Annotated in this window: 28 protein-coding genes; 18 read left to right on the forward strand and 10 right to left on the reverse strand. The window is 72.9% G+C overall.

Annotated features, from left to right (window positions below):
- Positions 1-171 precede the first annotated feature (171 nt).
- On the reverse strand, positions 172-546 hold the full coding sequence (locus tag ACZ56U_RS11260; protein WP_469083766.1) for a four-helix bundle copper-binding protein: 375 nt from the start codon (positions 544-546) through the stop codon (positions 172-174).
- Positions 547-651: 105 nt separating this feature from the next.
- Between ACZ56U_RS11260 and ACZ56U_RS11265 the strand changes: the two genes are divergently transcribed.
- The 4 genes from ACZ56U_RS11265 (at position 652) to ACZ56U_RS11280 (ending at position 3,282) form a co-directional block, all read left to right on the forward strand.
- Positions 652-1,011, forward strand: a complete 360-nt coding sequence (locus ACZ56U_RS11265; protein WP_469083767.1) for a DUF6479 family protein — start codon at positions 652-654, stop codon at positions 1,009-1,011.
- 228 nt (positions 1,012-1,239) lie between these two features.
- Complete coding sequence (gene dhaK / locus ACZ56U_RS11270) at positions 1,240-2,232, forward strand: dihydroxyacetone kinase subunit DhaK (RefSeq protein ID WP_469083768.1); 993 nt, start codon at positions 1,240-1,242, stop codon at positions 2,230-2,232.
- Positions 2,233-2,279: 47 nt separating this feature from the next.
- Positions 2,280-2,879, forward strand: a complete 600-nt coding sequence (gene dhaL, locus ACZ56U_RS11275) for a dihydroxyacetone kinase subunit DhaL (RefSeq protein ID WP_469083769.1) — start codon at positions 2,280-2,282, stop codon at positions 2,877-2,879.
- Positions 2,872-3,282, forward strand: a complete 411-nt coding sequence (locus tag ACZ56U_RS11280; protein ID WP_469083770.1) for a PTS-dependent dihydroxyacetone kinase phosphotransferase subunit DhaM — start codon at positions 2,872-2,874, stop codon at positions 3,280-3,282. The genes dhaL and ACZ56U_RS11280 overlap by 8 nt, the downstream gene beginning before the upstream one ends.
- Positions 3,283-3,375: 93 nt before the next feature.
- Here ACZ56U_RS11280 and ACZ56U_RS11285 read toward each other — a convergent pair whose 3' ends face one another.
- Positions 3,376-4,071 carry a glycoside hydrolase family 75 protein gene (locus ACZ56U_RS11285; protein WP_469083771.1) on the reverse strand — a complete coding sequence of 232 codons (696 nt, stop codon included), beginning with the start codon at positions 4,069-4,071 and terminating at the stop codon, positions 3,376-3,378.
- 377 nt (positions 4,072-4,448) lie between these two features.
- Between ACZ56U_RS11285 and ACZ56U_RS11290 the strand changes: the two genes are divergently transcribed.
- Both ACZ56U_RS11290 and ACZ56U_RS11295 read left to right on the forward strand, forming a co-directional pair.
- Positions 4,449-5,414: a fibronectin type III domain-containing protein gene (locus tag ACZ56U_RS11290; RefSeq protein WP_469083772.1), complete on the forward strand. Its 966-nt coding sequence runs from the start codon at positions 4,449-4,451 to the stop codon at positions 5,412-5,414.
- A gap of 167 nt (positions 5,415-5,581) precedes the next feature.
- Positions 5,582-6,109 (forward strand): hypothetical protein, encoded by a 528-nt coding sequence (locus tag ACZ56U_RS11295; RefSeq protein ID WP_469083773.1) that lies wholly within the window; start codon positions 5,582-5,584, stop codon positions 6,107-6,109.
- A gap of 62 nt (positions 6,110-6,171) precedes the next feature.
- On the opposite strand, the gene ACZ56U_RS11300 is transcribed toward ACZ56U_RS11295, so the two are convergent.
- From ACZ56U_RS11300 to ACZ56U_RS11310, 3 genes are all read right to left on the reverse strand, one after another.
- Positions 6,172-6,720 (reverse strand): PadR family transcriptional regulator, encoded by a 549-nt coding sequence (locus ACZ56U_RS11300; protein ID WP_469083774.1) that lies wholly within the window; start codon positions 6,718-6,720, stop codon positions 6,172-6,174.
- A 31-nt stretch (positions 6,721-6,751) separates the two neighbouring features.
- Positions 6,752-8,767: an FAD-dependent oxidoreductase gene (locus ACZ56U_RS11305; RefSeq protein WP_469083775.1), complete on the reverse strand. Its 2,016-nt coding sequence runs from the start codon at positions 8,765-8,767 to the stop codon at positions 6,752-6,754.
- Positions 8,768-9,076: 309 nt separating this feature from the next.
- The gene (locus ACZ56U_RS11310) at positions 9,077-9,439 is read right to left on the reverse strand and encodes a hypothetical protein (protein WP_469083776.1); all 363 of its coding nucleotides are present in this window, start codon (positions 9,437-9,439) and stop codon (positions 9,077-9,079) included.
- 302 nt (positions 9,440-9,741) lie between these two features.
- Between ACZ56U_RS11310 and ACZ56U_RS11315 the strand changes: the two genes are divergently transcribed.
- A complete protein-coding gene (locus ACZ56U_RS11315; protein WP_469083777.1) occupies positions 9,742-11,820 on the forward strand; it encodes a SpoIIE family protein phosphatase in 2,079 nt (692 codons plus the stop codon).
- On the opposite strand, the gene ACZ56U_RS11320 is transcribed toward ACZ56U_RS11315, so the two are convergent.
- Positions 11,792-12,601, reverse strand: coding sequence for a putative protein N(5)-glutamine methyltransferase (locus ACZ56U_RS11320; protein ID WP_469083778.1), 810 nt, complete (start codon positions 12,599-12,601; stop codon positions 11,792-11,794). The two genes, ACZ56U_RS11315 and ACZ56U_RS11320, sit on opposite strands and share 29 nt — an antisense overlap.
- Positions 12,602-12,738: 137 nt before the next feature.
- On the opposite strand from ACZ56U_RS11320, the gene ACZ56U_RS11325 reads away from it, so the two are divergent.
- Positions 12,739-13,182 (forward strand): MarR family winged helix-turn-helix transcriptional regulator, encoded by a 444-nt coding sequence (locus ACZ56U_RS11325; protein WP_469083779.1) that lies wholly within the window; start codon positions 12,739-12,741, stop codon positions 13,180-13,182.
- On the opposite strand, the gene ACZ56U_RS11330 is transcribed toward ACZ56U_RS11325, so the two are convergent.
- Positions 13,179-14,036 (reverse strand): GNAT family N-acetyltransferase, encoded by an 858-nt coding sequence (locus ACZ56U_RS11330; RefSeq protein WP_469083780.1) that lies wholly within the window; start codon positions 14,034-14,036, stop codon positions 13,179-13,181. The two genes, ACZ56U_RS11325 and ACZ56U_RS11330, sit on opposite strands and share 4 nt — an antisense overlap.
- The gene (locus ACZ56U_RS11335) at positions 14,033-14,242 is read right to left on the reverse strand and encodes a hypothetical protein (protein ID WP_469083781.1); all 210 of its coding nucleotides are present in this window, start codon (positions 14,240-14,242) and stop codon (positions 14,033-14,035) included. Before ACZ56U_RS11335 ends, ACZ56U_RS11330 begins: the two co-directional genes overlap by 4 nt.
- A gap of 153 nt (positions 14,243-14,395) precedes the next feature.
- Between ACZ56U_RS11335 and ACZ56U_RS11340 the strand changes: the two genes are divergently transcribed.
- From ACZ56U_RS11340 to ACZ56U_RS11365, 6 genes are all read left to right on the forward strand, one after another.
- Entirely contained in the window at positions 14,396-15,001 is a 606-nt protein-coding gene (locus ACZ56U_RS11340; RefSeq protein ID WP_469083782.1) for a sulfite oxidase-like oxidoreductase, read from the forward strand.
- Positions 15,002-15,029: 28 nt separating this feature from the next.
- Complete coding sequence (locus tag ACZ56U_RS11345) at positions 15,030-15,812, forward strand: ferredoxin reductase (RefSeq protein WP_469083783.1); 783 nt, start codon at positions 15,030-15,032, stop codon at positions 15,810-15,812.
- A 194-nt stretch (positions 15,813-16,006) separates the two neighbouring features.
- Positions 16,007-16,606: an Rv1733c family protein gene (locus tag ACZ56U_RS11350; RefSeq protein WP_469083876.1), complete on the forward strand. Its 600-nt coding sequence runs from the start codon at positions 16,007-16,009 to the stop codon at positions 16,604-16,606.
- A 303-nt stretch (positions 16,607-16,909) separates the two neighbouring features.
- Positions 16,910-17,878, forward strand: a complete 969-nt coding sequence (locus ACZ56U_RS11355; RefSeq protein WP_469083784.1) for an acetylxylan esterase — start codon at positions 16,910-16,912, stop codon at positions 17,876-17,878.
- Positions 17,879-18,103: 225 nt separating this feature from the next.
- A complete protein-coding gene (locus ACZ56U_RS11360; RefSeq protein WP_469083785.1) occupies positions 18,104-19,270 on the forward strand; it encodes a serine hydrolase domain-containing protein in 1,167 nt (388 codons plus the stop codon).
- A 121-nt stretch (positions 19,271-19,391) separates the two neighbouring features.
- Positions 19,392-20,144, forward strand: coding sequence for a GntR family transcriptional regulator (locus ACZ56U_RS11365; protein WP_469083786.1), 753 nt, complete (start codon positions 19,392-19,394; stop codon positions 20,142-20,144).
- A gap of 59 nt (positions 20,145-20,203) precedes the next feature.
- Here the strand turns inward: ACZ56U_RS11365 and ACZ56U_RS11370 are convergent, their stop codons facing one another.
- Entirely contained in the window at positions 20,204-20,938 is a 735-nt protein-coding gene (locus ACZ56U_RS11370) for a class I SAM-dependent methyltransferase (RefSeq protein ID WP_469083787.1), read from the reverse strand.
- 98 nt (positions 20,939-21,036) lie between these two features.
- Here ACZ56U_RS11370 and ACZ56U_RS11375 point away from each other — a divergent pair, with 98 nt between their 5' ends.
- The 4 genes from ACZ56U_RS11375 (at position 21,037) to ACZ56U_RS11390 (ending at position 25,007) form a co-directional block, all read left to right on the forward strand.
- Positions 21,037-21,438, forward strand: coding sequence for a nuclear transport factor 2 family protein (locus tag ACZ56U_RS11375; protein WP_469083788.1), 402 nt, complete (start codon positions 21,037-21,039; stop codon positions 21,436-21,438).
- Positions 21,439-21,518: 80 nt separating this feature from the next.
- Positions 21,519-22,346 carry a class I SAM-dependent methyltransferase gene (locus ACZ56U_RS11380; RefSeq protein ID WP_469083789.1) on the forward strand — a complete coding sequence of 276 codons (828 nt, stop codon included), beginning with the start codon at positions 21,519-21,521 and terminating at the stop codon, positions 22,344-22,346.
- A gap of 265 nt (positions 22,347-22,611) precedes the next feature.
- Positions 22,612-23,751, forward strand: a complete 1,140-nt coding sequence (gene rho / locus ACZ56U_RS11385; RefSeq protein ID WP_469083790.1) for a transcription termination factor Rho — start codon at positions 22,612-22,614, stop codon at positions 23,749-23,751.
- A gap of 83 nt (positions 23,752-23,834) precedes the next feature.
- Complete coding sequence (locus ACZ56U_RS11390; RefSeq protein WP_469083791.1) at positions 23,835-25,007, forward strand: D-alanyl-D-alanine carboxypeptidase family protein; 1,173 nt, start codon at positions 23,835-23,837, stop codon at positions 25,005-25,007.
- 195 nt (positions 25,008-25,202) lie between these two features.
- Here ACZ56U_RS11390 and ACZ56U_RS11395 read toward each other — a convergent pair whose 3' ends face one another.
- Complete coding sequence (locus ACZ56U_RS11395) at positions 25,203-26,135, reverse strand: glutaminase (RefSeq protein WP_469083792.1); 933 nt, start codon at positions 26,133-26,135, stop codon at positions 25,203-25,205.
- Position 26,136: the final 1 nt, after the last annotated feature.

Here is a 26,136-nt window from a genome sequence, read left to right on the forward strand (position 1 = left end):
GGGACCGGTCCTGTCGGCGCACACGGTAGAACGTGTTCCAGAAATTGGGAATGGCGAGGACGGGGGCACGCGAAAGAGCCGTCCCGCCGCTGTCGGTGGTCGAGCTCAGCGGCAGGGCAGGACGGTGGAACGGACGTCCGGGACGCCCGCTCGCTCAGCGCAGGGCGCCGGTCAGCGCAGGGTCGCCATGAAGTCCGAGCAGGCCTGCGCGCACTCCCGGCAGGCCTTCGCCGCATCCTCGCCACCGGGGTGGTCGTCGAAGGCGTGCGCGCACTCCAGGCACACCGTCCGGCACCACTCCAACTGGACGCGGATGCCGTGCTCGTCCAGGCCGTTCTGCTCGGACAGCAGGCGGCAGGTCGCGTCGCAGACCTCCGCGCACATGATGCCCTTGCGTCGTACGAGTTCGTCCTGCTCGCTTCCGTCCGGGTCCACGAGGCTCGCGCGCAGCGCACACGTCCGGGCACATTCGGTGCACGCCTGGGCGCACGCGAAGCGGTCCTCCAGGAACCGGAAGAGCTCCTGTTGGGATGCTGTCGTCGTCACATCGCGCGGGTAGCCGCACGGCATCGCGTCAAACACCCGCACGCGAGGGCGTGGCCGGTTTCTTCCGGTTTGGTTCACCCGGGACGTCTGGGGTACTCGCCGGTCATGACTACCGCAGGGATGACAATGGCCGCGGGCGCCACTGGCCTCGGCATGCTGGTGGCGGGACTCGCCGTGGTGTTGGTGCTGCTCGGTGCCTTCTGGCTGGGTTCCCGCCTCCGGCGCCGGGAGTCGCCCCCGCCCACCCCGGAACAACAGCCACGGCTGCCCGAGGGCGGCCCCGTCCGCGAGGTCCAGGAGAACCGGGAACCCAACGAGATGCCCAGAAGCGACCACCGCCTGACCCCGCACGAGATCCCGTCCTCCGGCAACTCGTCCACCCGCACCGGCTCGGACCAGGAACGCCCGCGCTGGAACGAGGGCAGCAGCGGTTCGTTCGGCAGTGGCGGGCCGGGCGGCAGCTGACCCGTCGGCACGCGCACCGAAGGGTGACTCTACGTAACCGCCTCGAACAGTTCAGTTCCCCGCGCGGATCGGGCCGACTCGGCGACGAGTCGGCCCGATCCGCGCGTTGCGGCCGTGGCAGCACCCGGATCACCGGGCCGTACCGGTAGGCCGTCGTGACCTTTGGGTACCGCCCGTTCGATACTGCTGACATCAGTCGGCAGGGGAAGCGGCCACCAGGAGGTACCCATGAGGATGCTCATCAACGTCCCAGAGACCGTCGTCGCGGACGCGTTGCGCGGTCTGGCGGCCGCTCACCCCGAGCTCACCGTGGACGTGGAGAACCGGGTGATCGTACGGCGGGACGCCCCCGTGGCCGGGAAAGTCGCGCTGGTCTCCGGCGGCGGATCGGGTCATGAGCCGCTTCACGGCGGGTTCGTGGGCCCCGGCATGCTGTCGGCGGCGTGCCCGGGCGAGGTGTTCACGTCCCCCGTCCCGGACCAGATGGTGCGGGCGGCGGCCGCCGTGGACAGCGGGGCGGGCGTGCTGTTCATCGTGAAGAACTACACGGGCGACGTGCTCAACTTCGACATGGCCGCCGAACTCGCCGAGGACGAGGGCATCCAGGTCGCGAAGGTGCTCGTCAACGACGACGTGGCGGTCACCGACAGCCTGTACACGGCCGGCCGGCGCGGCACGGGGGCCACCCTGTTCGTGGAGAAGATCGCCGGGGCCGCCGCCGAGGAGGGGCAGCCCCTGGAGCGCGTCGAGTCGATCGCCCGCCAGGTCAACGACTGCTCCCGCAGCTTCGGCGTCGCGCTCAGCGCCTGCACGACCTACGCCAAGGGCAGCCCCACCTTCGACCTGCCGAACGGCGAGCTGGAGCTGGGCATCGGCATCCACGGCGAACCGGGCCGGGAGCGGCGGCCGATGATGACCTCGGGCGAGATCGCCGACTTCGCGGTGAACGCGATCCTGGAGGACATGACCCCGCGCAACCCGGTGCTGCTCCTCGTCAACGGCATGGGCGCGACCCCGCTGCTGGAGCTGTACGGCTTCAACGCCGAGGTGCAGCGGGTTCTCACCGACCGCGGGGTCGCGGTGGCCCGCACACTCGTCGGCAACTACGTCACCTCCCTCGACATGGCGGGCGCCTCGATCACCCTGTGCCAGGTCGACGAGGAGCTGCTGCGGCTGTGGGACGCGCCGGTGCGGACGGCGGGGCTGCGCTGGGGCATGTGAGACAGCGCCAGCGGGCAGTCAACGTACCTACCACGCAAGGAGATCCCGTGCTCGACGCCGACTTCTTCCACCGTTGGATGACGGCGACCGCCGCGTCCGTCGACCGTGCGGCGGAACAGCTCACCGCCCTCGACTCGCCCATCGGTGACGCCGACCACGGCAGCAACCTGCAACGCGGGTTCCGCGCGGTGGCGGCGGTACTGGAGAAGGACGCCCCGGCCACGCCGGGGGCGGTGCTCTCGCTCGCCGGGCGGCAGCTCATCTCCACGGTCGGCGGGGCCTCCGGGCCGCTGTACGGCACGTTGCTGCGGCGTACCGGCAAGGCACTCGGGGACGACGCGGAGGTCAGCGAGGAGCGGTTCGCCGACGCGCTGCGGGCCGGGGTGGAGGCGGTCATGGCGCTGGGAGGTGCGGCGCCCGGCGACAAGACGATGATCGACGCGTTGGTGCCGGCCGTGGACGCGCTCGGCGACGGTTTCGCCGCGGCGCGGGCCGCCGCCGAGGAGGGCGCGCTGGCGACGACACCGCTACAGGCCCGCAAGGGGCGCGCGAGCTACCTCGGCGAGCGCAGCATCGGGCACCAGGATCCCGGGGCCACCTCGGCCTCGCTGCTGATCGCGGCGCTCGTGGAGGCGAGCGGTGAGTGACGGCGCGCTGGTCGGCATCGTGCTGGTCTCGCACAGCGCCGACGTGGCCAGGTCGGTCGCGGAGCTGGCGACGGGGCTGGTGGGCGGCGGCGTGGCGGTCCCCGTGGCCCCGGCCGGCGGCACCGAGGGCGGTGGGCTGGGCACCAGCTCCGAGCTGATCACCGCCGCGGCCGCCTCGGTGGACCGCGGGGCCGGGGTGGCCGTCCTCACCGACCTGGGCAGCGCCGTGCTGACCGTGAAGGCGCTGCTGACGGAGGGCGACGAGCTCCCCGAAGGCACCCGTCTGGTGGACGCCCCGTTCGTGGAGGGCGCGGTCGCGGCGGTCGTCACAGCGGCCACCGGCGCCGACCTCGCGACGGTGGAGGCGGCAGCCGCGGAGGCGTACACCTACCGGAAGATCTGACCCCGAACCAGGCCCGGGGGCCCACCGCGCGGTGAGGGGCGGTGGGCCTCGCCCTCAGGTGAGTCCCCCGGTCCAACGCTCCCCTGCTCGGGGCTAGCGTCCCCGCGCGAACAACCGCGCCAGCCGCTCCCCCGTCGCGACGGCGGCGTCATGGTCCTCGATGGGTTTCACCTGCGAGTCCTTGAAGACGATGTAGGTGACCCCGGAGTCCGTGCCGCCGCCGCGCGGGTCGGGCCGGATGCCGAGCGCCCGGGCACTGGCGTAGGACGCCTCGCCGATGATGTCGCGCGGGCCCACGTCACCCACCACCGCGTACTGCACCCGGTCCTTGTAGACGACCGCCGCGACCGAGCCGCCGCGGATCCCGCTCGCGCGGTAGTCCCAGATCCGGCTCGGGGTGGGCACCACGATGAACGGGAGGCGTTCGGCCTTCAGGTAGCGGCCGTCGGACTGCTGGTAGGCGGTGGCGTCGATGAAGAGCGGGTCGGTACGGCGGTTGCAGCGGCGTCCCGGTCGGCCGTCGCAGTCGATGTCCATGTCCGCCTTCCAGAAGACGGCGTCGCGGGTGCCGCAGACCCGGATGGTCGCGGGCCGGTCGGCATCACTGCGGTAGCGGCCGCGGGAGACGGGGGCGCAGTCACGCACCTTGGCCAGCAGGTCGGCGGCGCGGACGTCGCCCTCGTGGCGCACCACCGTCTCCTGCCGTGCCTGTGGCTCGGCGGCGGGTGTCATCGTCGGGGCGAGCAGGGCGGCACCAGCCGCGGCCAGCGTCAGTGACTGGACACGCACGATAAAGGACCCTCTCCGGGGGGACATTGACGGGCACTCAGCCAAATCTGAGGCCGGACCGGAGATGCGGCCACCGTTAGGGGGCCGTACGGTGCACGCCCCTTGCCGGGGGCCGGGTCCCGAACCGCGGACAGGGGCCGGGCACCTGAGCCTGCGTCGGCTCAGGCCGCCCGGCCGCCCGCGTCCGGCGCGGGAACAGCGACGACAGCGGTCCGCGCCAGCGGCATGAACTCCCGAGCCCTCAAGGGGAGTTCATCCGCGAGGAGCTTCAGCATACGTAACCGTCCCGGCCGCCCACCAACGACGGCCCCCTTGCCCTGTCCCCACCCACGGCGCCATATTGGTCCGGACCAATACCGTCCCGGGGAGGCCGTACCGTGCGCCGTTTCCTCGTGCTCTGCGCGACGATCACGCTGGTCGCGTCCTGCGGCCGGGGCGGCGGCGAGGAGGGCGGCCGGCTCCCCGCGGCGCCCGTGGGCGTCACCGCCGAGGCCGGGAGCGCGACCAGTGTGCACGTCATGTGGAACGCGGTCGGTCAGGGCGTCGAGGCCTACGAGGTATATCGCGGCACCGCGAAGGTGAAGGAGGTACCGGGTTCCGCGCACATGGTGGACGTCACCAGGCTCAGGCCGTCCACCCTGTACGTCTTCACCGTGCGGGCCCGGGACTCCGACGGCCGGCTCGGCCCGAGCAGCGGCGAGGTCCGCGCGACCACCCCGGCGGCCGTCACCGCGGACGGGAGGGCGCCGACGGCACCCGGGCATCCGGAGGGCCGGGCGATCGGCAGCCGGGCCGTCCAGCTGTCGTGGTCCGCGGCCTCGGACGACCGGGACGTGACGTCGTACGACATCCATCAGGGCGAAACGAAGATCCACAGTGTCGGCGGGAACCAGACGGCGGCCGTGGTGACCGGGCTGCGGCCGGGCACCCGGTACTCCTTCACCGTGCGGGCCCGGGACGCGGCCGACAACGTCTCCCCGGCGAGCGCCGCCGTCCGTCTCACCACCGCGCCGGCCGCCGACTCCGGCGGTGGCACCGCCCCCGGCCGCTTCCGCGCGGCGACCCGCCTCGCCGACGACGGGGCGTACTACCTCGACCTCTCCTGGGTGCCGCCGCGCGCGGACGGCGCGGTCACGGAGTACCAGGTCCACCTCGACGGCCGACCGGCCACCTCGCTGGTCTTCGGCGGGAGCCCGCCGAGCGACCGGGCGAGCTACAGCTTCTACGTGGGCCCGGACGCCGGGGTCACGCACCGGGTCCGGATCCGGGCCAGGCTGCCCGACGGGACGTGGGGCGGGTTCTCACCGGAGCGGGCCGTGACCACGGGCGGCTCGGGGCCGTGACGGCACCGCACGCCTGAGCGGGCCGAAGGAGTCCGTCACCCGCACGGGCGCCGTCCGGATGCGCCGCGAGCCGCGAGGACATTGGCTGCCCCTGAGGCGCACGGGTGTTTCCCGACCCTCGGCGGCGCCAGGGATGTACCGCCGACCGTGCCGCCGGAGGGCAGTCCATGCGTACTACTCAGCTTCTCCTCCGCTCCGGCCTGACCGCGGCTGCCGCCGCTGCCCTGGCCGCCGTACCGGCGGTCGCGGCCTCGGGAATCTCCGTGAGCACCACCGGATCCACGGTCTCCGTCACGACCAGCGCCTGCACCCAGGACGCCGGCGGCAACTGGGGCGCCGCCTCGCTCCTGAACAGCGGCCAGGCGAACTTCGCCCAGGGCCGCCAGGTGACGCTGTCCGGGACGAGCGCCCTGCAGTCGGCCGCCTGGTCGAACGTCAGCCCCGGGACCTACACGGTCATCGTCGTGTGCTCGAACAACAACACCGCGGGCACCCAGTCGGTCATCGTCTCGACCGCCTCCACCCCCACGATCTCCGCCACGGCCTCCCCCTCACGGGGCGTCATGGGCGGAGTGGGCGGCGGCATCAAGGACTACGGCCCCGTCACCCTCGGTGTCGGCGCCGCCCTGGTCGGGACCGGCGGTATCGCGGCGGCGTGGTTCCTGCGCCGCCGGTCGAAGCCGCACCGTCTCTAGTGCCGCGGCAGGCAACGTTCGCCCGCGCAAACGTTGCCAGCCGCGGTACTAGTCCCGCCGATCTAGTCCCGCGGGCCGGGGAGGTGCGCGAACTCCTCCAGCGCGTGGCTGAGCCACCGCGTCCAGAAGGTCTCCAGATCGATGCCGGCCCGCAGGACCAGATGCTGCAACCGGTCCTGCGGGCTGTCCTTGCCCGGCGGGAAGTCCCGCCGCTCGATCTCCTGGTACTCCGCCAGCTGACGCCGGTGCAGGTCGAGATGGCGGCGCAGGTCCGCCTCGACGCCCTCGGTGCCCACCACGGCCGCCGCCCGCATCCGCAGCAGCAGGGTGTCGCGGTGCGGTCGCGGGTCCTGGGAGGCGGCGGTCCAGCGGGCCAGTTCGTCCCGGCCCGCCGGAAGCACCTCGTATCGCTTCTTCTGTCCTCGGGCCGGCTGCTCCGAGGGCAGCGCCCTGATGTGCCCCTCGGCCTCCAGCTTGCCCAGCTCCCGATAGATCTGCTGGTGCGTCGCCGACCAGAAGTAGCCGATCGACCTGTCGAAACGCCGGGTCAGCTCAAGGCCCGAGGACGGCTTTTCCACCAGGGCGGTGAGGATCGCGTGCGGGAGTGACATGGGGTCATCCTAGGGACGGCGTGACGGGCCCTCAGAGGGCGGCCGCGACCTCGGTGCCCTGCTTGATGGCACGCTTGGCGTCCAGTTCGGCGGCCACGTCGGCACCGCCGATCAGGTGGGCGCTCACACCGGCGGCGACCAGTTCCTCGTAGAGGTCCCGGCGCGGCTCCTGCCCGGTGCACAGGACGATCGTGTCGACCTCCAGGACCGTGCTCTCCTCGCCGACGGTGACATGCAGCCCGGCGTCGTCGATCCGGTCGTAGCGCACGCCCGGGACCATGCGCACGCCGCGGTGCTTGAGCTCGGTGCGGTGGATCCAGCCGGTGGTCTTGCCGAGCCCCGCGCCGACCTTGCTGGCCTTGCGCTGGAGCAGGTGGACGATGCGCGGCGGGGCGGGGCGCTCGGGGGCGGTGAGGCCACCGGGTCCGGTGTGCTCCATGTCGACGCCCCAGAGGCGGAAGTAGGTGGCCGGGTCCTCGTGCGCCTTGTCGCCGCCGTCGGTGAGGAACTCGGCGACGTCGAAGCCGATGCCGCCCGCGCCGAGCACGGCGACCCGGGCGCCGACGGGCACCTTGTCGCGCAGGACGTCGAGGTAGCCGACCACACTCGGGTGGTCGACGCCGGGGATGTCGGGGGTGCGCGGGGTGACGCCGGTGGCGACGACGACCTCGTCGTAGCCGGCGAGGTCCGCCGCGGCCGCCCAGGTGTTCAGGCGGACGTCCACGCCGTGCCGGTCGAGCTGGTGGCGGAAGTAGCGCAGGGTCTCGTCGAACTCCTGCTTGCCGGGGACCTGGCGGGCCACGTTGAGCTGGCCGCCGATCTCGCTCGCGGCGTCGAAGAGGGTGACGTCGTGGCCGCGCTCGGCCGCCGAGACCGCGCAGGCCATGCCCGCCGGGCCCGCGCCGACGACCGCGACGCGCTTCTTCAGCCGGGTCGGTGACAGCACCAGCTCGGTCTCGTGGCAGGCGCGCGGGTTCACCAGGCAGGAGGTGATCTGGAGGCTGAAGGTGTGGTCGAGGCAGGCCTGGTTGCAGCCGATGCAGGTGTTGATCGCCTCGGGCCTGCCCGCTTCGGCCTTGGCGACGAAGTCGGGGTCGGCGAGCATCGGACGGGCCATCGAGACCATGTCCGCGTACCCGTCGGCGAGCAGTTCCTCGGCCAGTTCGGGGGTGTTGATGCGGTTGGTGGTGACCAGGGGGACGCTCACCTCGCCCATGAGCTTCTTGGTCACCCAGGCGTAGGCGCCGCGCGGCACCGAGGTGGCGATGGTGGGGATGCGGGCCTCGTGCCAGCCGATGCCGGTGTTGATGATGGTCGCGCCCGCCGCCTCGACGGCCTTGGCGAGGGTGACGACCTCGTCGTGGGTGGAGCCGCCGGGGACCAGGTCCAGCATGGACAGCCGGTAGATGATGATGAAGTCCTCGCCGACGGCCTCGCGCACCCGCCGCACGATCTCGACGGGGAACCGCATGCGGTTCTCGTACGAGCCGCCCCAGCGGTCGGTGCGGTGGTTGGTCTGGGTGGCGATGAACTCGTTGATCAGGTAGCCCTCGGAGCCCATGATCTCCACGCCGTCGTAGCCGGCCTGCCGGGCGAGGCGGGCGGCGCGGGCGTAGTCGTCGATGGTCTGCTCGACCTCGGCGTCGGTGAGCTCGTGCGGCGGGAAGGGGCTGATCGGCGCCTGGATCGGGCTCGGCGCGACGAGGTCCTGGTGGTAGGCGTACCGGCCGAAGTGCAGGATCTGCATCGCGATCCGGCCGCCCTCGCGGTGCACGGCCTCGGTGATCTCCCGGTGCTGCTCGGCCTCCGCGTCGGTGGTGAGCTTCGCGCCGCCCTCGTAGGGGCGCCCGGCGTCGTTGGGGGCGATGCCGCCGGTGACGATCAGGCCCACTCCGCCACGCGCGCGTGCCGCGTAGAACGCCGCCATCCGCTCGAAGCCGCGCTCGGCCTCCTCCAGGCCTACGTGCATGGAGCCCATGAGGACCCGGTTGGGCAGCGTGGTGAAGCCCAGGTCCAGCGGGCTCAGCAGGTGCGGGTAACGGCTCATCGGGCCCCTCCGTGGCGGCGGTGTCTGCCCTCTTGTTGTAGAGGACCACCGAGCCTTTATGCAACTAGTTGCACAAGCGGGGAGGGTGATACGGACCACGTCGGCCTGCGGGGGCGACCGCGGGCCGGGTCGGCGGGAGGCGTCTGACGGGTTCGCCCGGCGGGACGCGCGCTATGACCGAGGGCATCCCGGCGAGGGCCGGCTTCAGCGGGCGGCACGAGGGTCTGGACGCACGGACGGGCGGGCCCGCGTGGCGGGCCCGCCCGTCATCCACGCCGTGCACCGGCGTGCCGTACCGGCCTGCTCGGCTCAGCGGCTCTCGAGGCGTAGGTGGAGTTGCCGCTCCTGGTCCCCGGACGTCGAGGACAGTTCACGCACGGTGAACAGCGAGTCCAGGGTGGCCCGCAGGCGCTCGATGGCCCAGTAGCCGCCCTGCGCGTCGGCCTCCACCGACGACGAGAGCTTCGCGGGCGCCGGGCAGTCGTGCGTGTCGGTGACCTCGAACGTGCCGAGCCACACCATCGGCCGTGACTCGTCCAGTTGCTGGGGCACCTCGTCGGCGCCCCGGTCCGACTCGAAGCACGTGGACAGCGTGTCGAACACGATCCGGGCGTCCTCCTTGTTGCATCCGCTCAGCTCGACGGAGACGGACTCCGCATGCGATCGGTCCATCACGATGGCTCCTCTCATGGCAGTGGCGCGATGTCGCGGGTTCCCCGGGAACCGCGCCACATCCCCAGAAAAGCATCACTGTCCGAACCGGACCAGCGGCGGGCTCGGCACTTCGCGAACCGGTCGGCGGCCTCCCCGGGGCCCCGGGACCGCCCTGCTACCGTCGCCGCACGCGCTCGCGCGTGGTGAGGGATGGTGGAAGAGGGCGCCGGGGGTGCTCCCGCGGCGGTTGAGCGCGGTAGAACAGGGGAGTCGGCACGGGGGACGACGTGCCGTGTGGACGGTCGAAGGCGGTGCGGGCGATGAGTGCAGCCGGGACTCCGGTCGCCGAGGGCGACGGGCCGCTGCGCGGGGCGGTACGGCCCAGCGGACTGCTCGACGTGCTGGGCGTGGCCTCGGTCGTCCTGGACGCCGAGGGGCGGATCGTGCTGTGGTCCCCCCAGGCGGAGGAGCTGTTCGGCTACACCGCGCGGGAGGCGCTCGGGCAGTTCGCGGCCCGGATCATGGTCCACGAGCAGTACCTCGACCTGGTGGTCAAGCTGTTCGCCGACGTCATGGCCACGGGCGAGGGCTGGGCCGGCGCCTTCCCCATCCGCCGCAAGGACGGCGGCACCCGTCTGGTGGAGTTCCGCAACATGCGGCTGCTGGACGACCGCGGGGACGTGTACGCGCTGGGGCTCGCCGCCGACCAGTCCACCGTGCGCAGCCTGGAGCGGGACGTGGCGCTGTCGACGCGGATGATCTCCCAGTCCCCCATCGGGCTCGCCGTCCTGGACACCGACCTGCGCTACGTCTCGGTCAACCCGACGCTCGAACGGCTCAACGGTGTCCCGGCCGAGGACCACATCGGCCGGACGATGCGCGAGGTGCTGCCGGAGATCGACGTGGACGCCGTCGAGACCGCCGCCCGCGGTGTCCTGGAGACCGGCCGTCCGCTCGTCGACCAGCACTCCTTCGGCCGCACCCCGGCCGACCCGAACGAGGAGCACGCCTGGTCGGTCTCGCTGTACCGGCTGGAGGACACGCTCGGCACGGTACTGGGCGTGGCCATGTCGGTCGTGGACATCACCGAGCAGCACCGGGCGGCCGTCGAGGCGGAGTCGGCCCGGCGCCGGCTCGCCGTCGTCGCGGACGCCTCCGCCCGGATCGGCACCACCCTGGACCTGGACCGCACGGCCCGTGAGCTGGCCGACGTGGCCGTGCCGGAGCTCGCGGACATCGCCGCCGTGGATCTGCTGGAGGCGGTGGTGGACGGCAGACGCAGCAGCCTCGGCCCGACCGAGCCCGCCGTGATCCGTGCCCTCGCGGTCCGGGCGCACCACGCCTCGGTGGCACTCGATGCCGCCGACCCGCCCGGGCAGGTCGCCCGGTACGGCCCCGACCGCCTTGTCACCGAGTGCGTGCGCACGGGCCGGCCGGTCCTGGTGGCCGAGGTCCAGGAGTCGGACCTGCCCCGCATCGCCCGCTCTCCGGAGACGGCGGGGCTGCTGGCCCGCGCGGGCGTCCACTCCTATCTCGCCGTCCCGCTGATCGCGCGCGGCGAGGTGCTCGGCGCCCTCGATCTCAAGCGCACCCGCAATCCGCTGCCGTTCAGCGAGGACGATCTGCTGCTGGCCCGGGAGCTGGCGGCCCGCGCGGCCGTGCAGATCGACAACGCCCGCTGGTACCAGAACGCCCGCGACACCGCCCTGACCCTCCAGCGCAGTCTGCTGCCGAGCCACCCGCCGGTGACCGGCGGCCTGGAGGTCGCCTCCCGCTACCAGCCGGCCGGGGCCACCGCCGAGGTCGGGGGCGACTGGTTCGACGTGATCCCCCTCGACGACTGCAAGACGGCGCTCGTCGTCGGCGACGTGATGGGCAGCGGCATCAACGCCGCCGCGACCATGGGCCGGCTGCGCACCGCGACGAACACCCTCGCCTCCCTGAACCTCGAACCGGCCCGCCTCCTGGAGCACCTCGACCGGATCACCCAGGACCTCGACCACTCGATCGCCACCTGCGTCTACGCCGTCCACGACCCGCGTCTGCGCCAGTGCCGGATCGCCAACGCCGGCCATCTGCCCCCCGTACGGCTGCGCGCCGGACGGGCGCCCGAACTCCTCGACCTGCCGACCGGGGCGCCGCTGGGGGTGGGCGGTGTCGCCTTCTCCACCACGACCGTCGACCTGGAACCCGGCGACCGTCTGGTGTTCTACACGGACGGGCTGGTCGAGACCCGCCAACATCCCCTCGACGAACGCCTGGACGCCCTCCTGGACCTCCTCGACGGCCCCGACCGTCCGCTGGAGGAGGTGTGCGACCTGTTGCTGCGCACCCTGCACCAGCCGGACAACTCCGACGACGTGGCCCTGCTCATCGCCCGTGCGCAGCAGCCGGGTTGACGCCCAGCACGACGTTGGCGTACCACTCCTCGGAGACGGCCACGCGAGCCGTCAGTCCGCCGCCGGTGAAGGCCTCCAGGGCCGCCGGAGCCTGCCGTTCGCTCGTCTCGACCAGCAGACAGCCGCCCGGGGCGAGCCACTCGCGGGCCTCGGCGGCGACCCTGCGCAGCACGTCCAGCCCGTCGCCGCCGCCGTCCAGGGCGACCAGCGGCTCGTGCTCGCGGGCCTCCGCGGGCAGGAACGCGACCTCGCCGGAGGGCACGTACGGCACGTTGGCCGCGAGGATGTCGACGCGACCGCGCAGCCGCTCGGGCAGCGCCGCGTAGAGGTCGCCCTCGTGGACGTGACCGCCGAACGGGGCGACGTTGCGGCCCGCGCAGCGCACCGCGGCCGGGTCGACGTCGGCGGCGTGCAGTTCGGCACCCGCGAGCGCGGCGGCCAGGGCGGCGCCCACGGCACCCGAGCCGCAGCACAGGTCCACCACCACGGTGGCGTCCGGGACTTGGGCCAGGGCCTGTTCGACCAGGAACTCGGTACGGCGGCGCGGCACGAAGACCCCGGGTGCCACGGTGATCCGCAGGCCGCGGAACTCGGCCCAGCCGACGACGAGTTCGAGCGGGGCGCCGGTGGCGCGACGGTCCACCATGGCGGCGAGTTCGTCCGGGGTGCGCGCGGCGTCCAGGAGCAACTGGGCCTCGTCCTCGGCGAAAACGCAACCGGCGGCACGCAGCGCGGCGACCACCGAGTCGAAGGAGGAGGCGGAAGAGGAGAGAGAAGTCATGGAAGCCGCAACTCTACCCGTGCGGTCGGACGCCGACCGCGCCCTCCGCCCTTCGTCCCGCGACCCGCAGAATTGGTTGGCATACCCAACCCCCACCTCAAGTTGTACTGTACAACTACACCCGTGGAGGAGGTCCCGTGGACGCAACCGAGGCCGTCGAGAGCATCCAGCGCGAGATGACGGCCTTCGCCCGGCGGGCCCGCGCCTCTGCGGGCCGTATGCACCCCGAGCTGTCGCTGGTCTCCTACACGCTGCTCGGACACCTGGAGGAGCGCGACGGTTGCCGCGCCACCGACCTCGCCGCGCACTACGCCCTGGACAAGTCCACCGTCAGCCGCCAGGTGACCGCGCTGGAGCGCGCCGCGCTCGTCGAGCGGCGGCTGGACCCGCAGGACCACCGGGTCCAGGTGCTGCATCTGACGGAGGCGGGCCGGCGGATCCTCGGACAGGTCACCGAGAGCCGCCGGGCCGCCTTCCAGGAGCGGCTCGCGGACTGGCCCGAGGAGGACCTCGCCCGCTTCGCGGCGTACCTCGTGCGGTACAACGCCTGGTCGGGCCCGCACGAGGACCGAGCGGACTAGGCCGCCGCCGTCTGCCGGTCCCCGACCGCCTCGGGCGCCCGGGCCGCGCCGAAGGCGGTCGTGCGACGCAGCCGGAACCCCAGGGACTCGTACAGCCGGATGGCGCCGGTGTTCCCGGCCCCGGTGTGCAGGAACGGGGTCTCGCCGCGCTCCCTGATCCCGTGCGCGACGGCGAGGATCAGCCGTGTCCCGAGGCCCTGCCCCCGGAAGGCAGGGTCGGTGCAGACCGCGCTGATCTCCGTCCACCCCGGCGGACGGAGCCGCTCCCCCGCCATCGCGACCAGGGCCCCCGCCCTGCGGATGCCCAGGTACGTGCCCATCTCGACGGTGCGCGGCAGGAACGGGCCCGGGCGGGTGCGGGCGACCAGGTCCAGCATCTCGGGCACGTCAGCGGGGCCGAGACGGACCGCTTCCGGTTCGGGTGCGGCCGGCACCCCGTCGTCGACGAGCTGGACGCCGTCCATCTGGAACGTGACCTCCCAGCCGTCGGGCACCTCCCCGCGGTATCCCAGCAGCGGGACCTCCCCGCCCGGCCCGGCGAGGGCCGCGAGATCCGCCCAGTCATCGGCGTCCGGCTCGGCCGGCATCGCAAGCCAGGGCGAGACGTCGACGGGGTAGCGCACGATACGGCCGCGCCACTCGGCGAAGTGGGCGTGCGGCCCGGTCAGCGAGGCGAGGGCGGGACGGTCGAGGACGTGGGGGGCGTCGGCCGGGGATGTGGCGGCACGAGGGGCCTCGACCGCGGGTGCGGGGACCTGGGCGCCGTCGGCCTGCCGCCTGTCACCGTGGGGGGCGTGGGCGCGCTGTCGTGTGTCGGCCTGCGGTGATGCGGCGTGGGCCGCGTCCGCGCTCATGCGGCAACCCCGGTCCCGGGCACGGGCGCCGCGCCGGCGAGGGACGGGGCTGCGGCGAGGGGCAGGGCTCCGGCGGGCTGACGGGCGATCCGGGCCCTGGACAGCGGCGCGGGGTCGGCGCACCCGACGACCGGGGGGCCGCAGACCTCGATGAGCACCTTCGTCTCCGGACCGCCGTACCGCGTGAACACGTACGCCTTGGGCATCGCTCTCCCACTCTCCTTCGCTCGCGCCGGGCATCAGGCGGCAAGGAAGAGCGGCGGGCTGCTATTCCCGGGGCGGCGGAGAGTTCACACGGCGGCAATGATCGCCGTCTGACCAGGGACAAAGCACCCGGGACGACAGCGTACGGTTGATCCATGAACGTCACCCGAGGCTTCACCGGACGCCCCCGCGTCCACAACACCGGGCTGCCACCCGGCCAGTACGACGCGGGCGACGACTGGCCCGTGCTGTCCGCGGAGGTCACGCCGGAGCTGTCGCCGGCCGACTGGACCTTCCGTGTCGACGGGCTGGTCGAGACACCGCGCACCTGGGACTGGGACGAGGCGCACGCGCTGCCGGGTTCGGTGTACGAGGGTGACATCCACTGTGTGACGAGCTGGTCGAAGTTCGGGGTGCGGTTCGGGGGCGTGTCCCTGGACGCGTTCCTGGATGTGGTCCGGCCCCATGGGTCCGCCACCCATGTCGTCGCCTACTCCCACACCGGGTACACCACGAACCTGCCGCTGTCCGACGTGACCGGTGGCCGGGCGTGGATCGCGTGGGAGTTCGACGGCAAGCCGCTGGCACCGGAGCACGGGGGCCCGGCGCGACTGCTGGTGCCGCATCTGTACTTCTGGAAGAGCGCCAAGTGGGTCGCGGGCCTCAGGCTCCTCGATCATGACGAGCCCGGGTTCTGGGAGCAGAACGGCTATCACGCGCGGGGCAACCCGTGGGAGGAGCAGCGGTACTCCGGTGACTGAGCAAGCGACACAGGGATCACCTTCGTCCATGCAGGGATCGCCCTCGTCCACGCAGGCCTCCCCCGCCTTCACTCCCCCGACGCGGTTCGCCGTGCCAGGGCGGATCGCCGTGAGTCAACGCGCCGCCTCCGTGTGGCAGACCGCGACGCTCACCGAGATCCGCCGCGAGACCCCGTACGCGTCCACCTTCCGCTTCGCGGTGCCCGAGTGGACGGGGCATCTGCCCGGGCAGCATCTGATGCTGCGGCTGATCGCGGAGGACGGATATGTGGCGCAGCGCCACTACTCGATCGCCTCCGCGCCGGACGACCCGGGGCACATCGAGCTGACCCTGGACCATGTCGAGGGCGGCGAGGTGTCGGGCTGGTTCCACACGGTGGCCGAGCCCGGTGACCGCGTCGAGGTGCGCGGCCCGCTCAGCGGCTTCTTCGCCTGGCCCGGCGACCGGCCGGCCCTGCTGATCGGCGCCGGCTCCGGTGTCGTCCCGCTGATGTCGATGGTCCGGCACCATCGGGCGCGGGGCCTGTCCGTGCCCCTGCGGCTGCTGGTCTCCGCACGCGGCCCCGAGGAACTCATCTACGCGGACGAGTTCGGTGCCGAGACGACACCGGTCTTCACACGGACCGCGCCGGAGGGTGTGGCGGTGGGCCGTATGGCCGCCGCACATGTGGCGCCGCTCCTGGCCGAGCAGCCGCCTGGTGGGTGGGAGGCCTATGTGTGCGGGTCCAACGCCTTCGCGGAGCACGCCTCACGACTGCTGGTCGAGGCGGGCCAGCCGGTGGACCGGATCCGGATCGAGCGGTTCGGCTGAGGGACGGGATCGTCGGCACCCGCCCGGGGTCGCCATATGGCCCGATTCCATAGGGGCCGCGGTGAACGATGTCCGGCGGACGGGGTACCAGATCCTTGGGGGCACTCGCATCCGTGCTGGTGCTGAGGGAGACGGACCGGCCCCCGATACGGCCCGTCCTGTCCTTCGGCCCCGGAGACGGCGAGGAGGTCGACATGCGGACCCGGACCCGGATGCTCGGCTGGCGGTGGCGGTGGCGGTGGAACCCGTTGCGCCGGCGGTCGGACGTCATCGAGGCATGGACGGCGTTGGCGGTGGCCGTGCTGCTGCTCGTGGGCGCCCCGATCGCCGGGGTGGTCGCGGGCGGGTGGGCCCATTCCGAGGCGCTGGCGACCGCGACGGCCCAGCGCGCCGAACGGCACAGCGTGCGGGCCGAGGTGGTCGGCGGGGGCTCCGACTCGCTGCCGACGACACAGAACACCCGCCGGCACACGTACCGCACGACGGTGCGCTGGACGGAACCGGGCGAGGGCGTGCGGACCGCCACGGCGAGCGTCCCCGGCGGCACGCGCAAGGGCGAGGACGTCGAGGTGTGGTTCGACTCCCGGGGCCGCAACGTCTCGGCTCCGCCGAACGGCTACGCCGTGTGGCAGTACACCGTCACCACGGGAGCCTGCGCCACGGTCGGCGCGGCCGCCCTGGTCCTCCTCGGCCACACCGTCGTACGCCGCGTGGCCACCCGCCGCCGGCTCGCGGAGTGGGGCGAGGAATGGGCCCGCACCGAACCCCAGTGGTCCCGCCGCCACTGGGCGTGAGCCTCGCGCGACGGTCACGGCTCCAGATGCAGTTCGGGGGCCGACCTCGCGCAGACCCTGAGAAGCGCGGCTGACCGAAAGCCGACCCCTGTCGGTGACCCGACCATTGGCGACGGTCACCCGCCCACGGTGGATCTTCCGAACCCGTCCACAACCAGCAGTTCAGCCTGCTTGACCAGCAACTCCCCGGTCGGCGTCAAGGTGCCGTCGTCAGCAGGCAGCTGGGCAAAGTCCTGGCGAGTCGTCCGATGACACGCGTACGGTGTGATCATCCGCAGTGTCTCTCTTTGAAGGCGGTCCTACATGGCCCTGTTCGACCTCCCCCTGGACGAGCTCCACGAGTACCGCAGCGCTTCCGTGGAGCCCGAGGACTTCGACGCGTTCTGGAACAAGACCCTTCAGGAGGCCCGTGAGCACGACCTGGACGCCCGGTTCGAACCGGTCGACACGGGACTGACGACGGTCGAGGTGTACGACGTGACGTTCGCGGGGTTCGGCGGGCACCCGGTGAAGGGCTGGCTGACGCTGCCCGCCGGGGCCACGGAACCGGTGCCGCTGGTCGTGGAGTTCCTCGGGTACGGCGGCGGGCGCGGGCTGCCGCACGAGCACCTGTTGTGGGCGTCGTCGGGTCGGGCGCACTTCTTGATGGACACGCGCGGCCAGGGCAGCGCGTGGGGCGGTGGCGGCGGTACGGGGGACCCGGTGGGCGGCGGGCCCGCCTTCCCCGGTTTCATGACCCGCGGCATCGACGCCCCCGAGAACTACTACTACCGGCGGGTGTTCACGGACGCGGTGCGTGCCGTCGAGGCGGCCCGCTCGCACCCGGCGACCGACGCCTCGCGCACGGTCGCGCTCGGTACGAGCCAGGGCGGCGGCATCACGATAGCCGTGGGCGGTCTGGTCCCCGACCTCGTCGCCATCGCCCCCGACGTGCCGTTCCTGTGTGACTACCCCCGCGCGGCGAAGATGACGGACCGTCACCCGTACCGTGAGATCGGCCTGTTCCTCAAGACCCACCGTGGCCGTACCGAGGACGCCCTGCGCACCCTGTCGTACTTCGACGGCGTCCACTTCGCCGCCCGCGGCCGCGCCCCGGCCCTCTTCTCGACGGCCCTGGAGGACCAGACCTGCCCGCCCTCGACGGTCTTCGCCGCCTTCAACGCCTGGGCCCACGACGACAAGGAGATCGAGGTCTACGACTTCAACGACCATGAGGGCGGCGGCCCTTACCAGGAGGCCGTGAAGCTGAGCTGGCTGCGCTCCCGCCTCTGAGCGTCCGCCATGACGTCCGGGCGGGCGGCGACCGTCAGGGGTACGCCTACTCCACGTGACTGCCGCCCCGCCCGGGCAGGACGATCACCCAGGGACGGCTGACGGATTCCCCCCTCGTCGGCACCCCGCCCCACGCCTTCCCCCCGGTCCGACCAGTCGGTATGTTCATCTGGCCCTGGTCGCAGTGTCGTGGCCGGGGGTTTCGGCGTACGACGGAGGCGGTCCATGTCCGAGCACGAAGCCCGGGTCGAGGGGCACTGCGACGAGCGGTTCGCCGCGGTGCGTGGGGCGTTCGAGGAGAACTTCGCAGAACGCGGCGAGCTGGGGGCCGCGGTCACCGTCATAGTGGGCGGGCGGACCGTGGTGGACCTGTGGGGCGGGTGGGCGGACGCGGCACGCACGCGTGCGTGGGAGCGGGACACGCTGGTCAACGTGTGGTCGACCTCGAAGGGGCCTGTGGCCCTGTGCGCGCACCTCCTCGCCGACCGGGGCCTGCTGGACCTCGACGCCCCGGTGGCCACGTACTGGCCCGAGTTCGCCGCGGCGGGCAAGGAGAAGGTCCTCGTCCGGCACCTGCTGTCGCATCGGGCGGGACTGTCCGGGCTGCGGGAACCGCATTCGCTGGAGCAGCTCTACGACTGGGAGCTGACGGTGAACCGGCTCGCGGCGATGGAGCCCTGGTGGGAGCCCGGTTCACGGTCCGGGTATCACGCGCTGACCTACGGGTTCCTGGTCGGCGAGGTCGTGCGGCGGGTGTCGGGGCTGCTGCCGGGGGCGTTCCTGGAGCGGGAGGTGACCGGGCCGCTCGGCATCGACTTCACGATCGGGATGCCGGAGAAGGCGTACGGGCGCGCGGCGGAGCTGGTCCGTCCGAGAACCGCCGCCGACAGCGAACAGGCCGCGGTCTTCAGCCAGTTGGCCCCCCTTGCGCGGGCCGCCCTCGCCAACCCGCCGGCCGGCGCCACCGAGGCGAACACCCCGGGGTGGCGGGCCGCCGAGATCCCCGCCGCGAACGGGCACGGGACCGCGCGGGCGGTGGCCGGGCTGTACGGCGTTCTCGCGGGGCGCGGGACCTACGACGGCCACCGGATTCTGTCGACCGCGGCGGCCGAGCGGGTGCGCGAGGGACAGGGTGCGTGCCGGGATCTGGTGCTGGGCGCCGGTTTCGCGAGCGAGACCGAGCTGGGACTGGGGCTGTGGCTGAGCGGGGCGAACGGGTCGTACGGGCCGAATCCGCGGGCTTACGGGCACGACGGCTTCGGCGGTTCGTGCGGGCTGGCGGACCCTGAGGCGGGGGTGTCGCTCGGTTACGTCATGAACCGCATGGGGCCTCATATCGCCGACGATCCGCGGAAGATGGCGCTGGTCGACGCCGTCTACCGCGCGCTGTGAGGGGTGGGGCGGTTTCGGCCGATCCCGCGGACCGCCCTTCCCTTGTGGTTTAGACCAATGGTAGATCTGGTGGCGCACTGAGCCCGTTCGGCTACGGCACGTCACCGACAGGAGGCGCGGCATGGCCCGCACCACCCCGCCCGAGGACCAACCCCTGTACTGGAGGATCGCCACGGAGTTGCTCGGCGAACTGCGCGACGGCACCATCCCGCCCGGTGAACGGCTGCCGGGTGAGCGGAAGTTGGCCGCGCACTTCGGGGTCAGCCGGGAGACCGTCCGCCAGGCGCTCCACGTGCTGCGGCACGGCGGCCTGGTCACCACCGACCGGCGGGGCAGCCACGCCGCCCTTCCCGCCACGCCGGTCGAGGCCCCGTCCGCCCTCGCCTTCCCGGTGGGCTCGGACACCGCGGGTCCGGGGGCGGCCGACCGGGCGACCGTCACCTGGGAGACTCCCCCGCCGGACCACGCCGAGGCTCTCGGGCTCGCCCCGCACCGGCCGACCCTGGTGCACCGCTACCAGTCGGGCCGCCGGACGGCGGTCACGTCCTTCTCCGCGGTGGCGCTCGCCGAGGTCGCGGAGTTGGCCAGGTACCGGGGGCGGGCCGACGGCAGCGCGTCGGCGCAGCTGGGGCGGGCCTACGACTGGATGCGCAAGGCGGGGCTGACGCTGCACCACCGCGACTCCATCACCCCGCTCGCCGACACGCCCTCGGTCCGGGTCACCCGGCGGGTGCACGACCAGTACGCCCGGCCGCTGGAGATCACCGATCTCGTGCTGGACGCCCAGCAGGAGGCGCTGGTCTACGAGTTCACGGTGCCTGCGGACGAAGGCACAGCCGCCCGACGAGACGCGTCGGGGTCGGACCCCGGGTGACCAGGTCCGTCAACTTCCGTACGAGCCACCTCCCGTGAGCGGTCGGGGCGCGCCGTCCGTCACCGGCGCCCACCCGGCAACCCCGCCACCACCATGCGGACGCGCGGGCTGCCGTCGCTCCGGTTCCCGAACCCGGGCAGCGCGACGAGTTCCACCTCGAACCCGGCACGCTCCAGCTCCCGGCGCACGTCACCGAGCCGGAACGCCCGGTAGTACATGACGAACGGCGGTCGCCACACGGCGTTGCGCACCCGCATCACCGCGTCGAAGCCCAGCAGCATCCAGTACCCGAGCGACCCCGGCCGGGGTGGCGCGACGACAGGGAAGGCGAAGCGTCCCCCCGGTCGCAGCACCGAGCGCACCTGGCCGAACAGTCCGGGCAGTTCGGCGGGGAGGAAGTGCCCGAAGGCCCCGAAGCTGACGACGAGATCGAAGGCGGGCCCGAAGGGAAGCGCACGGGCGTCCGCGCGCACCCAGTCGAGCCGCGGCCCGGTCGCCGGCACGCGTTCTCGGGCCACGTCGAGCATCCCGGCGCTGAAGTCGACCCCGACCACGCGCTCCTGGCACACCTGTCCGAGCACGTCGGCGCCCGCCCCGGTGCCGCAGCACAGATCGAGTCCGGCGTCGAAGGGCCCCATCCGCGTCAGCGCCTGTGCGACGGAGTCGAGCACGGAGTCCGGGGTCCGGAAGGGCGTGTGGTCGAACTTGGGGGCGAGGAGGTCGTAGCCGCGTTCCACGGACGACAGGGCCTGGACGGCGAGTTCCCGCAGGCTCGGACCTTCTGGGCTGAACATCGCGTCAGCTTAGGTGAGCACCACCCGTGGACACAGCGCGCACCGCGCCCTACCGTAGGGTGCGATTACTCAACTAATTGACTATGAAGTGAGGTCGGATGCGTGCTTTCCGCGAGGCCGTCGAGGCGTGGGACTTCGACGCGGTCGAGGCGCTGCTGGCCGAGGACGTCGTCTTCACCAGCCCGGTCGTCTTCAAGCCGTACCCCGGCAAGGCCATCACGGCGGCGATCCTGCGGGGTGTCTCCCGGGTCTTCGAGGACTTCCGCTACGAGCGTGAGCTGACCGGCGCCGACGGCCGCGACCACGCCCTGGTGTTCTCGGCCCGGGTGGGCGACCGCACGCTGACGGGCTGTGACTTCATCCACCTCGACGAGAACGGCCTGATCGACGAACTCACGGTCATGGTGCGGCCGTTGTCAGGCGCCCAGGCCCTCGCGGAGGCCATGGGCGCGCAGTTCGACCGGATCGCGAAGGAGGCGGAGACCGGCCGCGTCTCCTGACCTCACCACGGAGGAACGACCTCCGGCCGGATCAGGTCCTTGGTCCGCCGCCGTGGCCCGGCACACGGTTGGATGGGCCCATGACCACCGACGAGCACGCGCGGCTCATGCGGGCCAACCAGGCGAACTGGGACGCCCGCACCCCCGTCCACCTCGCCAGCCGCTTCTACGCTCTCGACCAGGGCCTGGATCCCGCCCGCTGGTTCGCCGGGTTCGAGTGGGAGGACCTCGGCGACCTGGCCGGCCGCGACCTGCTCCATCTCCAGTGCCATCTCGGCACCGAGACGCTCGCCTTCGCCGAGCGCGGCGCCCGGGTGACGGGCCTGGACTTCTCCGCGGCGTCCGTGGCCGCCGCGAAGGACATCGCGGCGCGGGCGGCGCTGGACGTCACCTACGTGCAGGCCAATGTGTACGACGCCGTGGAGGCCCTGGAGGGACGGCGGTTCGACGTCGTCTACACCGGCAAGGGCGCGCTGTGCTACCTGCCGGACCTGCCGAGGTGGGCGGGCGTGGTCGCTCGACTGCTGCGCCCGGGTGGGCGGTTGTACGTCGTCGAGTTCCATCCCCTGCTCAACTCCCTCGGCCCGAAGCCCGCTCCCGGCGAGGGGCCCGAACTGCTGCTGCGCCACGACTACCTGGCCGGCGGCGGTGCCGTGCGCCGCGACGCCACGCACACCTACACCGACGGTCCGGCCGTCGAGGGCGCCACGGACAGCTACGAGTGGATGCACGGAATGAGCGAGGTCGTCAACGCGTTGGTGGAGGCGGGACTCACCATCCGGCGCCTGACGGAGAGCGACGAGCTTCCCTGGCCGCGCTGGCCGAGGATGGTGCGTACGGAATCCGGCTGGTGGCGCCTGCCCGAGCCCCGGATCCCGCTCCTGTACGGCCTGCTCGCCACCCGCTGACCGTACCGCTGTGGTACGGTGCCGCTAGCACTTGTGTACGCCCCCCTTGTGGGCGCCGGTGCCAGTTCCCTTCAGATCAGCCGAACCGCCCGTCCGTCGTGACCGGCTCCCCGGCTTCCCCGCACCAACACGTGGCAGCGTTCCGTCGCCCCGTCCGCGGTGCTGTTCCCCGCCGCCCGAAGGCGCTCTGTCCGCCTTCCCGTCCGCGGCTTCCCTCCCTTCCTCGCATGCCTCATGCCGTCCGTCCTCGAAAGGACCGCCCACCATGACCACCACACTCGAACCCCCCGTCCAGCAGCAGCTCCCGGTCCGCGCGGCCACCGGTGTCCTCGACATCGACGCGAACGGCAAGGGCCATCTGCGCGCCGGGAGCCTGCTGCCCCTGCCGTCCGACCTCCAGGTCTCCCCCGCGCTGATCCGCGCGTACGGTCTGCGCAAGGGAGACCTCGTGGACGGTGTCCGCGGCACCCAGCGGGCCCTCACCGAGGTCGCCCGGGTCAACGGCCGCGCCCCCGACGCGGTCCGCGGTCGCCGCCACTTCCGCGACCTGACGCCGCTGCACCCCCACGAACGCCTCCGGCTCGAACACCCGGCGTCCGGTCTGACCGGCCGGGTCGCCGACCTGATCGCCCCCGTCGGCAAGGGGCAGCGCGGCCTGATCGTCGCGCCGCCCAAGACCGGCAAGACCGTCCTCCTCCAGCAGATCGCGGCGGCCGTCGCCGGCAACCACCCCGAGTGCCGGCTGATGGTGGTGCTGCTGGACGAGCGCCCCGAGGAGGTCACCGACATGCGGCGCTCGGTGCGCGGCGAGGTGTACGCCTCCACGTTCGATCGCACGCCCCAGCAGCACATCGCGCTCGCCGAGCTCGTCATCGAACGGGCCAAGCGGCTCGTCGAGGCCGGTGAGGACGTCGTGATCCTGCTCGACTCCCTGACCCGGCTGTGCCGGGCCCACAACAACGCGGCCGCCGCCGGTGGCCGCACCCTCAGCGGTGGTGTCGACGCGACGGCGCTCATCGGCCCCAAGCGGTTCTTCGGGGCCGCCCGGACCGCCGAGGAGGGCGGCTCGCTCACCATCCTCGCCACCGCCCTGGTGGAGACCGGCTCCCGTGCCGACGAATTCTTCTTCGAGGAGCTCAAGAGCACCGGCAACATGGAACTGCGCCTCGACCGCGAACTCGCCTCCCGGCGCGTCTTCCCGGCCGTCGCCGTCACCCCCTCCGGCACCCGCCGCGAGGAACTCCTCCTGCCCTCGGCCGAGTTGGCCACCATGCGCGGACTGCGCCGCGCCCTGCAGACCCGCGACGGCCACGCCAACCTGGAAACCCTCCTGGAACGCCTGCGGGCGACCCCGGACAACGCGACGTTCCTGCGCCGCGTCCAGCCGACGCTGCCCACGGACTGACACGCTCCCCCGTCCGGGTGCTCGCGCGCCCCGCACGGCCCGGGCAGCGCCTCGGACGGATGGTCCGTTCCTACGTTGGCGGTATGACCATCGGATCTCCCTCCCGGGTTGTCGTGTCGGCCTGCGCGCTGTGCACGGCGGGCCTGCTGACGCTCGCCCCCGTCCCGGCGGCCGCGCACACGGGCTCCGACCCCGGCGGGGCGCGGGCCTCGGCCCCGCGCCCCGCCCTGCTTTACCGCTCCGGCACACACGTCCGCCCGCACCAGGGCGTCCCCCGGCCCCCGGACGTCTCCGCGCTGTCGTGGGTCGTGGCCGACGCCCGCAGCGGGGAGGTGCTCGCGGCGCACGACGCGCATCGCAAGCTGCCGCCGGCCAGCACGCTCAAGACCCTGTTCGCCCTGGCCGTGCTCCCCGTGCTGCCCGCCGGGGTCCGGCACCGGGTGGGGCCGGACGAACTGGCGGACATCGGGGCCGGGAGCAGCCTGGTGGGGGTACGGGAAGGGCAGACGTACCGGGTGTCCGACCTGTGGCACGGGGTCTTCCTCAACTCCGGCAACGACGCCGTGCACGTCCTGGCCCGGCTCAGCGGCGGCTGGCGTGCCGCCGCCTCCCGGATGCAGGCCAAGGCCCGGGCCCTCGGCGCCCTCGACACCCACGTCCGCTCCCCCGACGGCTACGACACTCCCGGCCAGGTCTCCTCCGCGTACGACCTGGCCGTCTTCGGTAGGGCGGGGCTGCGCAACCCGGACTTCGCGCGGTACTGCGGCACGGTCGAGGCGCGGTTCCCCGGGCGCGGCGGCGGGTCGTACGCCATCCAGAACACCAACCGGCTGCTCACGGGCGCGGACGGGGTGAAGCCCTACGACGGGCTGATCGGCGTCAAGAACGGTTACACCAGCCACGCGGGCAACACGCTGGTCGCCGCCGCGCGACGGGATGGCCGCACGCTGGTGGTCACCGTGATGAACCCTCGGTCCGGCGGGGGGTTCGCCGTGTACGAGGAGGCGCGCGAGCTGCTCGACTGGGGGTTCGGCGCGGCGGGGCGGGTGGATCCGGTGGGCTCGCTGGACGCGCCGCGGGTCCGGGCGCGGCCCGGCCCGGAGGCGGTGCCCGCGGCCACGGCCGCCGCCGTCGTCGTCCCCGACGAGGGGTCGGGCTGGTCGCGGACGGGGGCGATCGCCGGGGCCGCGGCACTCGGCGCGCTCGCCGTCGCGTTCGCCCTGCGGGGCAGGACCGGGCGACCGCTCCGGCACTGACCGGCCGGCAGCCACAGCAGCAGGCCCAAGGCGATCCACGCGCAGGCAGCGGCGCCGAGGAGCCCTTCGACGCCCGGCGCGGACCGGCACGGTGAGGGCCGGGAGCAGCCGCGTCGCTGCCGGCGGGACCAGGCCGAGGGGGACGCCGATCGGCCCGGGCGCGGCACGGACGCCCTGGGGGTGACCGCCGGGGGCTCAGAACACCGACAGTCCCGTGAGCGTCGTGAACCGGTCCAGTGCCGCCACCCCGGCCACCGAGTTGCCCCGCTCGTCGAGCCCCGGGCTCCACACGCACAGCGTGCACCGCCCCGGGACCACCGCGATGATGCCGCCGCCCACGCCGCTCTTGCCCGGCAGTCCGACCCGGTAGGCGAAGTTCCCGGCCGCGTCGTACGTCCCGCAGGTCAGCATCACCGCGTTGACCTGCTTGGCCTGACTGCGGGTGAGCAGCCGGGACCCGTCGGCGCGGATGCCGTGGCGGGCCAGGAAGGTGGTCGCGAGGGCCAGGTCGGCGCAGGAGGCGAGCAGGGAGCACTGGCGGAAGTACTGGTCGAGCAGGACCGGCACCGGGTTGTCGATGTTGCCGTAGGACGCCATGAAATGGGCGAGGGCGGCGTTGCGGTCGCCGTGCGCGGACTCGGAGGCGGCGACCTCCTTGTCGAAGTCCAGGCTCGGGTTGCCGCTCTCGGTGCACAGGAAGGACAGCAGCTCGCCCGCCGCGTCCCCGGTACGGGTCTGGAGGCGGTCGGTGACGACGAGGGCACCCGCGTTGATGAACGGGTTGCGCGGGATGCCGTTCTCGTACTCCAGCTGGACCAGAGAGTTGAAGGGGTTGCCGGAGGGCTCGCGGCCCACGTGCTCCCAGAGCGCGTCGCCCTCGCGGGCCAGGTCCAGGGCGAGGGTGAAGACCTTGGTGATGGACTGCGTGGAGAACGGCTGCCGCCAGTCCCCCACGCCGTACACCGTGCCGTCCAGCTCCGCCACGGCCATGCCGAAGCGGCGCGGGTCGCAGGCGGCCAGCGCCGGGATGTAGTCGGCGGGCCGGCCGCGGCCGGGGGTGCGCTCGATCTCCTCGGCGATGCGTGCCAGGATCGGCTCGAAGGTCATGGACGACGTCATGATCACCATT

The sequence above is a fragment of the Streptomyces sp. NPDC034103 genome (assembly GCF_055575395.1).

Coding starts and splice junctions, on each gene's coding strand:
- ACZ56U_RS11265 (WP_469083767.1), top strand. CDS start 652: ATGACTACCGCAGGGATGACAATGGCCGCGGGCGCCACTGGCCTCGGC.
- dhaK (WP_469083768.1), top strand. CDS start 1,240: ATGAGGATGCTCATCAACGTCCCAGAGACCGTCGTCGCGGACGCGTTG.
- ACZ56U_RS11295 (WP_469083773.1), top strand. CDS start 5,582: ATGCGTACTACTCAGCTTCTCCTCCGCTCCGGCCTGACCGCGGCTGCC.
- ACZ56U_RS11300 (WP_469083774.1), bottom strand. CDS start 6,720: ATGTCACTCCCGCACGCGATCCTCACCGCCCTGGTGGAAAAGCCGTCC.
- ACZ56U_RS11305 (WP_469083775.1), bottom strand. CDS start 8,767: ATGAGCCGTTACCCGCACCTGCTGAGCCCGCTGGACCTGGGCTTCACC.
- ACZ56U_RS11310 (WP_469083776.1), bottom strand. CDS start 9,439: ATGGACCGATCGCATGCGGAGTCCGTCTCCGTCGAGCTGAGCGGATGC.
- ACZ56U_RS11315 (WP_469083777.1), top strand. CDS start 9,742: ATGAGTGCAGCCGGGACTCCGGTCGCCGAGGGCGACGGGCCGCTGCGC.
- ACZ56U_RS11320 (WP_469083778.1), bottom strand. CDS start 12,601: ATGACTTCTCTCTCCTCTTCCGCCTCCTCCTTCGACTCGGTGGTCGCC.
- ACZ56U_RS11330 (WP_469083780.1), bottom strand. CDS start 14,036: ATGAGCGCGGACGCGGCCCACGCCGCATCACCGCAGGCCGACACACGA.
- ACZ56U_RS11335 (WP_469083781.1), bottom strand. CDS start 14,242: ATGCCCAAGGCGTACGTGTTCACGCGGTACGGCGGTCCGGAGACGAAG.
- ACZ56U_RS11340 (WP_469083782.1), top strand. CDS start 14,396: ATGAACGTCACCCGAGGCTTCACCGGACGCCCCCGCGTCCACAACACC.
- ACZ56U_RS11345 (WP_469083783.1), top strand. CDS start 15,030: ATGCAGGGATCGCCCTCGTCCACGCAGGCCTCCCCCGCCTTCACTCCC.
- ACZ56U_RS11350 (WP_469083876.1), top strand. CDS start 16,007: ATGCGGACCCGGACCCGGATGCTCGGCTGGCGGTGGCGGTGGCGGTGG.
- ACZ56U_RS11355 (WP_469083784.1), top strand. CDS start 16,910: ATGGCCCTGTTCGACCTCCCCCTGGACGAGCTCCACGAGTACCGCAGC.
- ACZ56U_RS11360 (WP_469083785.1), top strand. CDS start 18,104: ATGTCCGAGCACGAAGCCCGGGTCGAGGGGCACTGCGACGAGCGGTTC.
- ACZ56U_RS11365 (WP_469083786.1), top strand. CDS start 19,392: ATGGCCCGCACCACCCCGCCCGAGGACCAACCCCTGTACTGGAGGATC.
- ACZ56U_RS11370 (WP_469083787.1), bottom strand. CDS start 20,938: ATGTTCAGCCCAGAAGGTCCGAGCCTGCGGGAACTCGCCGTCCAGGCC.
- ACZ56U_RS11375 (WP_469083788.1), top strand. CDS start 21,037: ATGCGTGCTTTCCGCGAGGCCGTCGAGGCGTGGGACTTCGACGCGGTC.
- ACZ56U_RS11380 (WP_469083789.1), top strand. CDS start 21,519: ATGACCACCGACGAGCACGCGCGGCTCATGCGGGCCAACCAGGCGAAC.
- rho (WP_469083790.1), top strand. CDS start 22,612: ATGACCACCACACTCGAACCCCCCGTCCAGCAGCAGCTCCCGGTCCGC.
- ACZ56U_RS11390 (WP_469083791.1), top strand. CDS start 23,835: ATGACCATCGGATCTCCCTCCCGGGTTGTCGTGTCGGCCTGCGCGCTG.
- ACZ56U_RS11395 (WP_469083792.1), bottom strand. CDS start 26,135: ATGGTGATCATGACGTCGTCCATGACCTTCGAGCCGATCCTGGCACGC.